The 11744-nt window shown below is 36.2% G+C and carries 8 protein-coding genes and 1 other annotated feature; of the genes, 5 read left to right on the forward strand and 3 right to left on the reverse strand.

Translation table 11 applies throughout. The annotated features are described in order from the left end of the window. Positions 1-8: 8 nt before the first annotated feature. Positions 9-806, reverse strand: a complete 798-nt coding sequence (locus TS1_RS07010; protein ID WP_068709216.1) for a hypothetical protein — start codon at positions 804-806, stop codon at positions 9-11. 294 nt (positions 807-1100) lie between these two features. On the opposite strand from TS1_RS07010, the gene adhE reads away from it, so the two are divergent. The 4 genes from adhE to pepT all read left to right on the forward strand — a co-directional run bounded on the left by adhE (position 1101) and on the right by pepT (position 8420). Then, a complete protein-coding gene (adhE, locus tag TS1_RS07015; RefSeq protein ID WP_068709219.1) occupies positions 1101-3791 on the forward strand; it encodes a bifunctional acetaldehyde-CoA/alcohol dehydrogenase in 2691 nt (896 codons plus the stop codon). 94 nt (positions 3792-3885) lie between these two features. Beyond that, positions 3886-4869, forward strand: a complete 984-nt coding sequence (locus TS1_RS07020; RefSeq protein ID WP_068709221.1) for a nuclease-related domain-containing protein — start codon at positions 3886-3888, stop codon at positions 4867-4869. A 381-nt stretch (positions 4870-5250) separates the two neighbouring features. Continuing rightward, positions 5251-5485, forward strand: a binding site (T-box leader). Between the two features lie 82 nt (positions 5486-5567). Further along, entirely contained in the window at positions 5568-7187 is a 1620-nt protein-coding gene (locus tag TS1_RS07030) for a peptide ABC transporter substrate-binding protein (RefSeq protein WP_068709284.1), read from the forward strand. A gap of 9 nt (positions 7188-7196) precedes the next feature. Further along, on the forward strand, positions 7197-8420 hold the full coding sequence (gene pepT, locus TS1_RS07035; protein ID WP_068709225.1) for a peptidase T: 1224 nt from the start codon (positions 7197-7199) through the stop codon (positions 8418-8420). Positions 8421-8458: 38 nt separating this feature from the next. On the opposite strand, the gene TS1_RS07040 is transcribed toward pepT, so the two are convergent. Both TS1_RS07040 and TS1_RS07045 read right to left on the reverse strand, forming a co-directional pair. Continuing rightward, on the reverse strand, positions 8459-9445 hold the full coding sequence (locus tag TS1_RS07040) for an acyltransferase family protein (protein WP_068709227.1): 987 nt from the start codon (positions 9443-9445) through the stop codon (positions 8459-8461). A 56-nt stretch (positions 9446-9501) separates the two neighbouring features. Continuing rightward, positions 9502-10260: a MurR/RpiR family transcriptional regulator gene (locus TS1_RS07045; RefSeq protein ID WP_068709229.1), complete on the reverse strand. Its 759-nt coding sequence runs from the start codon at positions 10258-10260 to the stop codon at positions 9502-9504. A 143-nt stretch (positions 10261-10403) separates the two neighbouring features. Here TS1_RS07045 and TS1_RS07050 point away from each other — a divergent pair, with 143 nt between their 5' ends. Beyond that, a complete protein-coding gene (locus TS1_RS07050; RefSeq protein ID WP_068709231.1) occupies positions 10404-11738 on the forward strand; it encodes a family 4 glycosyl hydrolase in 1335 nt (444 codons plus the stop codon). Positions 11739-11744: the final 6 nt, after the last annotated feature.

Consider the following 11744-nt stretch of genomic DNA (forward strand, 5'->3'; position numbering starts at 1 on the left):
AATCGCTTTCATTTTTTAGGTAAACTTTTTGTATTAAGCCATTTTTCGATGACAATGGCATCGTGGATTTCTTGGTATTTTCTGTGGAAATCGTTAGCAAAGCCGGGGATGTGTTGGTATTGGACATTTTTTGTCACTTTTCTGGTTACTTTAGTTGAACTAATACCCAAATATTCTAGTAAACTCATTGTGACATTCACTGGTTGAGTTTCAGTGTCACGTTTGATAATGCCTTGAGTTAAAAAAGCTCGTTCCATCCGAGTAAAAATAGGGCGCTGCTGGCGATCGATTTCAATATTGAATCCATTTGTGAGTTGAACAATCGTAGGTGCTGCGTTTGATTTAGAAAATAAATTTTCAATTCTTCCAGGATTAATCCAGCTATAGACTCTTGGGCGAAAAGTTAAGCTAAAAGGAATTAAGCTAAAATCATTACTAGCAATCGGCAGAGTATTAATCGTCTTACCTAAAAAGACTTTTAATGTTCTTTTATAGCTTTCAATTTCCATATGTAGATGCTGATATAAGCATTTTTCAGCTAATAAATTTACCGATGCATCAACTAATCGTATGCTATCTTTATAAAGTACAAATGATTGCGTATATTGCCTTCCATAAGGAATAATAGCATAGATCTCTTCTTTAAAACTTGCTTGTGTGCTAATAATAATTTCTTTGTATAGTTGGTCTAAATCAACGGGAAAATAAGGTTGGTTAATACGGAAGGCTAAAAGTTCATCTAACTTTGGTGCGAAAGTCCTGTTACATTGTGTTTGATCATTTTGGGGAAGTAAACAATTCTTCATTCTCTTTCTCCTTTTCTTAAATTACATCCATTATATAATAAAATCGAGAAAATAAAAGGGTTAGTGAAAAAAGTTCAATAAAAGTTGAAAAAGGTTTGGCTCGTCTGGGTTCTGTTATTTCTATTTGTTCACAAAAACACAAATGAAAAGAATATATGAAAATAAATTAAAAAAAATAAGAAAAAACTATTGAATTTAAGGTAAAATGTGTGTATTATAATAAGTGAATTAATTCACATAGTTAGGTAGTCCAAAAGTACAGAACAAAAAGGAAATAATTGGAGGGAACCGTTAATGGAAAAAACAGCACAGCTTAAGAAAGAACAAGTGACTGTAGATAAAGAAACGAAAGAAGAAGCCGCGCGTAAGTATACCGATACATTGGTGGAAAAAGCGTTACAAGCAGAACAAGAATTTGCTACATTTACCCAAGAACAAGTCGATAAAATTGTGAATGCTGCAGCCCTTGCTGGGTCTGAAGCAGCTTTAGCATTAGCCCATGAGGCCGTCGATGAAACGGGTCGCGGTGTTGTTGAAGATAAAGATACCAAAAATCGTTTTGCAACTGAAAATGTTTATCACTCAATTAAAGATGATAAAACAGTGGGCGTAATCGGAGAAGATAAGGTCTTAGGCAGCGTAAAAATTGCTTCGCCTCTGGGAGTTTTAGCCGGTATTGTACCGACCACAAATCCGACCTCAACTGCGATGTTTAAATCGCTGATATCCTTGAAAACAAGGAATGCAATCGTCTTTGCTTTTCACCCGCAAGCGCAAAATTGTTCAGTACATGCAGCAAAAATTATTTATGATGCAGCAGTAAAAGCAGGAGCGCCTAAAAATATTATTCAATGGATAGAAAATCCATCGCTTGAAGCGACTTCATCATTAATTCAAAATCCTAAAATTGCTTCAATTTTAGCCACAGGCGGACCAGGAATGGTCAATGCTGCTTTAAAATCAGGGAATCCATCCATGGGCGTGGGTCCTGGGAATGGCGCCGTTTTTGTCGACCATACCGCAGATATTGACCGTGCAGTCGAAGACTTATTATTATCCAAGCGTTTTGATAATGGAATGATTTGTGCTACAGAAAACTCAGCTGTCGTAGAAGCACCGGTTTATAAAGAATGGTTAGAAAAAATGCAAGAAAAAGGCGCTTACGTAGTACCAAAAAAAGATTATAAAAAAATTGCCGACTTCGTTTTTAACGATAACCATGGCGTCAATGGTGCAGTGGCAGGAATGCCAGCTTCTTGGATTGCTGAACAAGCTGGGATTAAATTACCAGCGGGTAAAGATGTCCTATTGTTTGAATTAGATGCTAAAAATATTGGTGAAAAATTATCATCCGAAAAATTATCGCCATTACTTTCTGTTTACAAAGCCAAAGACCGTCAAGACGGGATTAAAATTGTAGATGATTTATTGAACTATCAAGGTGCAGGTCACAATGCGGGCATTCAAATCGGCTCTCAAACCGATCCATTCGTTGAAGAATATGGAGAAAAAACCAAGGCTTCGCGAGTGATTATTAATCAGCCAGATTCCATTGGAGCCATTGGGGATGTATATACCGACGCTTTAAAATCAAGTCTCACCTTAGGAACAGGATCATGGGGGAAAAATTCATTGTCGCATAACTTATCAACAGAAGACCTATTGAATATCAAAACAGTGGCTAAACGCCGGAATCGTCCACAATGGATTCGTTTACCAGAAAAAGTGTATTATGAAGAAAATTCGCTCTCATATTTACAAGATGAGTATGAAAAGATTGAGCGCGCATTTATCGTAGCGGACCCAGGAATGGTGCAATTTGGTTTTGTCGATAAGGTATATGAACAACTAGAAGTTCGCGATGATCCAGTCAAAACATCAATCTATGGATCTGTACAACCCGATCCCACCCTAGGTCAAACCATTGAAATTGCCCAACAAATGCAAGCTTTCAAGCCCGATGCTATCTTAGCCGTGGGTGGTGGTTCTGCTTTAGATGCAGCAAAAATTGCGCGTTATATTTATGAGTATTCGCTAGATCAAGCGCCTGGATTTTTGGATAGTTACGAAAAAGTAAGCGAAGTCTTTGTTCAACTACAACAAAAATTCTTAGACATTCGTAAACGGATTGTGAAATTCCATCATTCAGAACACACAAAATTGTTTGCTATACCAACAACTTCAGGAACAGGTTCAGAGGTGACCCCATTTGCGGTCATTACCGATGATCATACACATGTGAAATATCCATTAGCAGACTACGAATTAACGCCACAAGTAGCGATTGTTGACCCTGCATTTGTTATGACAGTGCCAAAACGAACAGTCGCTCTATCAGGACTTGATTCATTATCCCATGCTTTAGAGTCCTATGTTTCAGTTCTTTCGTCCAACTTTACGCGTCCTTGGGCTTTAGAAGCGATTAAATTAATTTTTGAGAATTTAGAAACGTCCTATAAGTATGATCCAAAAAATCCGACTTCTGAAGGCGAAGCTGCTCGCGAAAATATGCATTATGCAGCAACCCTTGCTGGAATGTCATTTGCCAACGCCTTTTTAGGGATTAATCACTCGATTGCTCATAAAATCGGAGGTGAATTCGGCCTACCGCACGGATTAGCTATCTCGATTGCGATGAATCATGTCATCCGTTTTAATGCAGCAACTGGCAATGTGAAGCGGACCCCATTTCCGCGTTACGAAGTTTATCGCGGCCAAAAAGATTACGCTGAGATTGCCCGTTATTTAGAATTAAAAGGTTCAACAGATGCAGAATTGGTCGAATCGCTATGTGCGAAAATTGATGAATTAATGAAGTCTATCGAAGTGGAACCAACCCTTTCGGCTAATGGTGTAACAAAACAACACTTTAGCCAATCGCTTGACCAGCTGGTTGACTTGGTTTATAACGACCAATGTACATCAGCTAACCCACGGCAACCGTATTTAGAAGAGTTGCGCCAGTTGTTGATCGATCAATTTTAAAGAGTAGAATAATAAAAACCGTCAAAATTAAAAAGTTTTGGCGGTTTTTTGCGTATCTTAATATGAAACTATTTTTTTGAAAGGGGTAGGAAAGATGCGCAAGAAATCACTTGATTTGTATTGGTTAGAAGCAATGAAGCAACGGGGACATTTAAGTGATGAAGAACAAAGGAGTTATCAACGATTACGAAAAGGTTTTGAAGGAGAGCTGACATTTGATCAGTTGTGTCATCAATTTTTAGAAAATGAAACCGACTATTTAGATGATGTAACCCTTGATTATTATGGCGATGTTTCACAAATGGATAAAATTATTAAAAATAAAAATATCATTTACTTAGTGGATATCAAAAATTATCAAGGGAATTACGTGTACGAAAATAACGCTTTAAGAAGTGAAAAACGAATTTTTACGAATGATATTTTCGAACAAGCAAGACGTTCACGTCGTATTTTTACTCGCTTATTTGCTGACTATCACCTGCCACTAGAGATCAAAAATGTGATTGCTTTTATTAACGGTCAAGGTAGAATTACCATTAATGATGAACTGCCTGAAATTGTTTTAAATTATGAAGAAATACCCATGTGGTTAATGAGTATGCGTGACCACGAACAAGGGCAAAACAACGATTGGCAAAAATTAGTACAGAAATATCAAATTCAATTCTATAAAAACAGTAGATTTTGTACGAAAGAAAGATTTAAGCAGTTAAAAAAAGGAATTCATTGTGAAAAATGTGGTAGTTTTTCATTGAAAACTAAGCGATATACGATTCAATGCCTATGTGGTCATACTGAGGTAAAAAAAATAGGATACTTACGGACAATCTGCGAATATGGTCTTATCATGCATCATCTACCATTAAAACGAAGCGAAATTATTCAATTTTTTGGGAAGAAGTATTCCGCAGATTATATTAAAAACACTTTGATAAATTATTTCATTCCTTTAAACATGGGAATAAAAGATGGAAGATATCAGAATTATGGTCGTCCCTTTGACTATTGGTTCGAAAATGAAGATATAAATTTGGATAAATTGGTAAAAAGGAAAAATTGGCAAACTCGGTTTTAAATGACCACTCAATTAGAGGGGGGATAGCATGTCCTTCCAATCCGAAAAATATTGGGGGAAAGATAGACGATGTGGCCTCAATCCGAAGAATATTGGAGGAAAGATAAAAGATGTGCCACCAATATACAAAGGATTGGAGGAAAGTCAGACGATGTGGCACCAATATACAAAGTATTGGAGGAAAGTCAGACGATGTGCCACCAATTAATAAATTATTGGAGGTAAGTTAAGCGATGTCCCTCCAATCTGTAAATTATTGGTGGCACATATAGAAAGTTGCCTCCAAAAGCTATGAATAACAGTGTTAAAAAAGATATTAAAAAGAATCATTAATATCTGGTTGCTTTTTTTATAAATTATTGGTATTATTCAGAAAAATATAAAAATTCTGTGAAGAGAAAAGTAGGCTTGGAAAATATTGAGAGAGACCTTGGTGGGTGAAAAAGGTTTATTGGAAAAGTTGAAAAATGGTCTCTGAGAAAAATTGTTGATAGGTAAGCAATTTCGTATTCAGTTCATTCGTTAAAAAAGAACGCCGATACTTAATAGTCGTCGGAATAAGAGAAAGAAATTTCTGAAACAAGGTGGTACCGCGTTTGTATTATTCGCCCTTTTGCTAGCATTGAACTAGTAGAAGGGTGTTTTTTTATAAAATAAAGGAGGAATGTAGAGTGAATAAGTGGGGAAAAGTAACGTTTATGCTAGGAGTGGTCGTATTAATTTTGGGAGGATGTAGTACAGGAAAAAGCCAAGATGGATCAGAAAATAATAACGCTTCAAACAAAAGGCAAACAATTGCAGTTAGTTTGCCAGAGCAGCTATCCACCTTAGATACTACTCAAACGACCGATAAGGTGACATTTACTGTCGCTCAACATATCTTTGAAGGGCTGTATAGATTAGATGAAAACAGCAAAGAAGTTCCTGGATTAGCAGAATCAGTCGATATTAGCGATGATGGAAAAACCTATACTTTCCATTTACGTGATGGGATTAAGTGGAGCGATGGTACACCCATTACAGCTGATGATTTCGAATTTTCTTGGAAACGATTGGTTAACCCAGATACGATGGGACCGAACGCTTACTGGCTGGACAATGTAGAAAATAGTTTGGATATTCGAAACGGTGAAAAAGATATAGACACGATGGGAATCGAAGCTGTTGATGATCAAACGTTTGAAGTTCAGCTGATCGATCCACAACCTTCATTTCTATCTGTAGTTTCGATCACATGGTTAGCACCACAAAATGAGAAATATGTAAACAAAAAAGAAGATAATTACGCTGCATCGAGTGACGATATGATTTATTCTGGGCCGTTTATTTTAGAAAATTGGGATCGTAGTTCAGATACATGGGAATTAAAACCTAACCCAGAGTATTATGATCGAGATGCTGTAAAATTAGATGAAGTGGATGGTTCAACTGTAAAAGAGGAAACAACAGGGATTAATTTGTTTGAGTCTGGTGATTTGGATCTTACCAGCATTAGCGGTCAGTTTGTTCAACAATATAAAAATGATGATGCACTTGTTTCTCGACAAGAAGTGGCTAATCAATTTTTAGATTTTAATAAAAAAGCCAATGATGAACTTGCTAATGTTCACTTACGTAAGGCCTTTGCGCTAGCTATTGATAAAGAAAATTTAGTTAAAAGTGTATTGGATGATGGTTCTAAACCATTAAACGGTTTAATTCCAGCAGGTTTATATAAAAATAGTGAAACTAAAGAAGACTTCCGTGATTATAGTGGAAGCTATAATGAATATGACCTTAGTGCTGCCAAAAAAGAATGGGAGAAAGCACAAGAAGAATTGGGGGATTCAGTGGAACTTGATTTATTAGTAGGTGATTTGGACAATAGTAAAAAAGTAGCTGAGTATATTCAAAGTCAATTAGAAGAAAATCTAGAAGGGTTATCCATCAATGTGACGCCGCAGCCGCCCAATAATGTAAATGAGTCGCGCACAAATAAAGACTACGAATTGTCTTTATCGGGTTGGATTGCTGGTAGCAGCGATATGAATTCTTATTTCAATTTATACCGGCCAGGGTCGTCTTATAATTATGGTGAGTATGAAAATAAAGAATACGGCGAATTGACCGAAAAAGCCGTGACAGAAGACGCGAATGATGAAAATAAAATGTTTGAGGATTACAAAGAAGCGGAAAATATTCTTTTGACCAAAGACGCAGCTCAAGTGCCTATTTATCAAAGTGCTGCTAATTATTTGGTAAATCCTGATATCAAGGGAATTATTTATCATTCGTATGGTGATTTTTTCTATTTGCGAGAAGCAACAGTAGAGGAGTAATTAAAAAATATGAGTAAATTATTGGATGACTTTTTAACTTTTGTACGGGTTAACACACGTTCAGATGTTACTTCAGAACAGATTCCTACCACTAAAGGACAAGTTAAATTAGCAAAAATATTAGAAAAAGAATTGAATGAATTAGGGTTAGAGAAAGTTTCTTATGACCAAAACAACGGCTACTTATTAGGAAAATTAGCTGGAAATGCAGAGCAAATTGCTTTAGGTTTTATTGCTCATTTAGATACAGCAGACTTTAATGCTGAAAATATTCAACCGCAAGTATTAAAAAATTATGATGGCAATGATGTTGTATTGCATGAAAAAGAAAATATTATATTAAAGGTAGCGGAGTTTCCGAATTTAAAGGATTATGTCGGACAAACATTGATTACAACTAATGGTTTAACCCTATTAGGCGCTGATGATAAAGCGGGAATTGCTGAAATTTTAGCGATGTTGCGTTATTTTAGGACACACCCGGAGCATCTGCATGGTGATATTTGGGTAGCTTTTGGTCCTGATGAAGAAATCGGACGAGGGGCTGATCTTTTCCCTATTGAAAAATTTCCAGTTCGTTATGCTTATACAGTTGACAGTGGGCGTTTGGGTAATTTTGAATATGAAACATTTAACGCTGCTACTATTACTATTGAGATCGAGGGAGTCAGCGTTCACCCTGGTACAGCTTATGGACAAATGGTGAATGCAATTAAACTAGGAGAAGAACTTGATGCTTCTTTGCCAAAAGACGAAGTGCCTGAAAAAACTCGCGGTTATGAAGGTTTTTATTTACTAAATAAGTTTAACGGTTCGATTGACCATGTGACTTTGAATTATATTATTCGAGATCACGATGAAGAGAAATTTAAGGCACGCAAGCAAACTATGGTGAAAATTATTGAAGATATCAATGCTCGCTTTGCTCATCCGCGTTTAACTTATGAAATGGAGGATCAGTATTATAATATGCGTCAAATTATCGACCAATATCCTCACTCAATTGAATTAGCAAAAGAAGCGATGAGAAAAGTGGGAATAACGCCCAACGTTCAACCTTTTCGCGGGGGGACGGATGGCTCGAAAATTTCTTTAAAGGGTTTGCCGACACCAAATATTTTTACAGCTGGCGAGAACTTTCATGGGCAATATGAATTTATTACACTGGAAGGGATGGAAAAGGCAACAGAGACACTGATAGAGATGGTTAAGCTAGCTGGGAAATATGATTGAATAGTGAAATAGCTCTTGGGTGAATGATTATCCAAGAGCTATTTCTTTGCTTGAAAAAGATGAGGAGCAAACTTCGTTTGTAAAATGGTCAAAATAATAGCAAGGGGAAATACAACTGTAAGACGTAAAAGCCAAGGATCGTTTGCGACAAAAAGATTAAAGTACATAATGGGAAATAGATGCCAGTAATATAGTTCTAGAGAATGCTGTGATAACCAGTGAATGCCAGGTATTTTCTGTAATAACTGTTTGATTGACTGATTGCTGGCAAGTAAAAATAGAGCTAGAGAACCGGCTAATCCATAGCTTAAAAAATAAATCGTAGGCGGATACTTGTTCGCCTCAATGGAAGGTAAATTTTGATTATTTGCTGTAAATAAAAATAATATTAAAAAACAAGTAAATAAAAGTAAATTTTCCCTTTTTCTCTGTCTTATCGCCCACATGCCAACGAGTGCAGCTAGCAAATACCCAAAGGAGATGGCCCCATATTGTTCAAAAATAGACCTGCTTGTTCCGGATAGCCCAGCAATGGCTGTGTTTAGTCCCTTCTGTAGTAGTAAGAAAATACCAATGAGTCCTATTTGCATTAGGAAACGACTCGTCTTTTTTGCTAACCAATAAAGAACCGGAGATAAAATAGCGATAATGAAAAAAACTCTGATAATCCAAATATAACCAATTCCCCAAATGAAAGAATAAGAAGTAAGGATTTTTTTCAAATGAAAGGGAAATGTTTGTCCGGTGATGAAAGTGTAGATAAATAAAATAAGAAAAAAGAACGATAAAAAAACCCATGCAGGAACAATTAAACGCAGGAATCGTTCCTTTAGATAAGTCAGGTAGGATTTGGGTTTCTTTTTGCGTTCTGTACTTAATCGATAGGAAGCGCCCAGGATAAATGTCATTAAGATAACATCAAAATCTCGCAACTCATAAAGCCATTGCGGTGGGTGAGTGTGGGCAAACATAATTAGCAGAATCGCTAGTGCTCGTAATGCATCGATTCTTATATCTCTTTTCATTAAAAGCCTCCTAAAAGTAGGAAAGTTCAACAAAAAACAATGATTAGTAAATTTTATTAGGGTAGATAAAAATTATCAAAATAATTTCTAAATAAAGCATCTAATACAATATGCAAAGTGGTAAATAAATTATATTCCGCATGTGGATTGTCGGAAACTCCTTCAAGTTGAGTCGCTTGGTAGTATAAATTGTTGGAAGACAAGGTAGACAAAGGGTTTTTCGATAAGGGAGTAATAGCGACCATTTTTACCTTTTTTAATTTTAAAAGTTGTGAAATTTCTGTCACATCTTTACCTTCGCCACTATAAGAAATAATGATGATTAAATCATCTTTTTGAACTTTTTCTGAAACCCAACGTAGCTCAGTAATTGAAGGAATAATCGTCATATAGACACCAACGGCGATAAAATTTCGTACAAAAAGTTCAGCTGTATTTCGCTCTCCCCAGTCTGTTCCAAAAATAAAAATATTTTTTGCTTCAGCGATTAATCGACTAATGGGTAATAGATTGGCCTCTTCAGTTAAGTTGATCGTTTTTTCGATGTCAGCTTGTAAAAGATGCCAGCTTTTATTCTTATTGGTTTTGAGTTCGCTAACTTCTTGTTTTAAAAAGAATTTAAATTCATTGAAACCGCTAAACCCTAGCTTTTTTGAAAGACGTGTAATACTTGCAGGAGAAGTATATGTATGGCTAGCTAACTCAGCTGCTTGCATATTCACCACTTTGCTTTTAGCAGAAATGATATATTCTAACAATACGTACTCTGTATTAGAAAAGCTGTGTACTTGGTTAATTCGTTCTTCTAATCGCATAGTCCAATCCTTTCTGAAATCACTTTCATTTTACGAAAATAAAACCAGAAAAGCAAATAATAACTAAAATGACTGAAAATGATTGGGAAGGATGTTTTTTTATCTTACTATGTAGGTGCAAAAAAAAGAAAGGTGGATATGTGATGAAAAAAAGTAATTTAAATGTAGTTATAGCCGGTGGAGGAAGCACTTATACTCCAGGGATTGTACAAGCAATGATTTCCAGTCGTGATCGCTTCCCATTTTCTTCATTGACTTTGTACGATATTGATGAGGCAAGAAATGACGATATGTTTGTGATTATTGACTATATGTTAAAAAAAGAAAAGTTAGCAAAAGAAGTAAAACTTTTTCAGTCAACCGATCCCGAAGAAGCCTTTACTGGAGCAGATTTTATTTTTTCACAACTACGTGTTGGTGGAATGAAAATGCGTGAGCTGGATGAAAAAATTCCTATGAAATACGGGCTTGTAGGACAAGAAACATGTGGTTTAGGTGGCTTTTCTTATGGGTTGCGTTCGATTAAAGGTTTGTTAGAAGTTGTTTCTTATGTGAATCAATATGCGCCAGATGCTTGGCTGTTAAATTATACCAATCCTGAAACTCTTGTATCAGAAGCGGTAAGACGAGCTTTCCCGAATGTCAAAATGTTAAACGCTTGTGATATGACGATTTCGATTGAGGAAACGATTGCGACCAATTATGGTTATGATCGTAAAAATTGGATTCCTATGTATTATGGATTGAATCATTTTGGTTGGTATAGTTCCATCTATGATAAATCTGTGGATCGTGATATTTTACCAGAACTTATCGAACGATTAACGCAAGAAGGAATGCATGTGGCTGATTTTAATGCAGGTGACGCGACTTGGCAGGAAGCATGGGATATGCTGCGTGTGATGACACAAAATTTTCCTGGCTATCTGCCTAATAATTATTTGGAGTATTATTTATATCCGAATCGCACAATTGAACATACAGACCCTAGCTATACTCGAGCAAATATAGTGATGGATGGTCGTGAAAGACGGACAAAAGAAATGGCTCGCAAAGTTCGTGAACAGGAAAAAGGAGAAATTTTAGATTTTAACTTTGGCGAGCACGGACAATATATCATGGATATGGCTGCTTCTATTTTAAATGATAACCACGATCGCTTTATGTTGATTGTACCAAACAAAGGAGCGATTCCTAATTTACGAGACGATGCAATGGTGGAAGTGCCAGCATATGTCGGGCGTACAGGTGCCGAACCTATTTCTTTACGTTTTGAAATTAATGATTTTCATAAAGGGTTGATGGAAGCCCAAAATGCTGCCGAAAAATTATTGGTGGATGCTTATTTTGAACATTCCTATCAAAAGGCTTTACAGGCATTTACTTTAAATCAAACCGTTTATTCCGCTGATCCGGCAAAACAAATTTTAGATGATTTTATTGAAGCAAATGGAAAGTATTGGCCAGAGCTGAATTAATAAGGA

This window comes from Tetragenococcus solitarius NBRC 100494, from assembly GCF_001544195.1.
GTDB lineage: Bacteria > Bacillota > Bacilli > Lactobacillales > Enterococcaceae > Tetragenococcus > Tetragenococcus solitarius.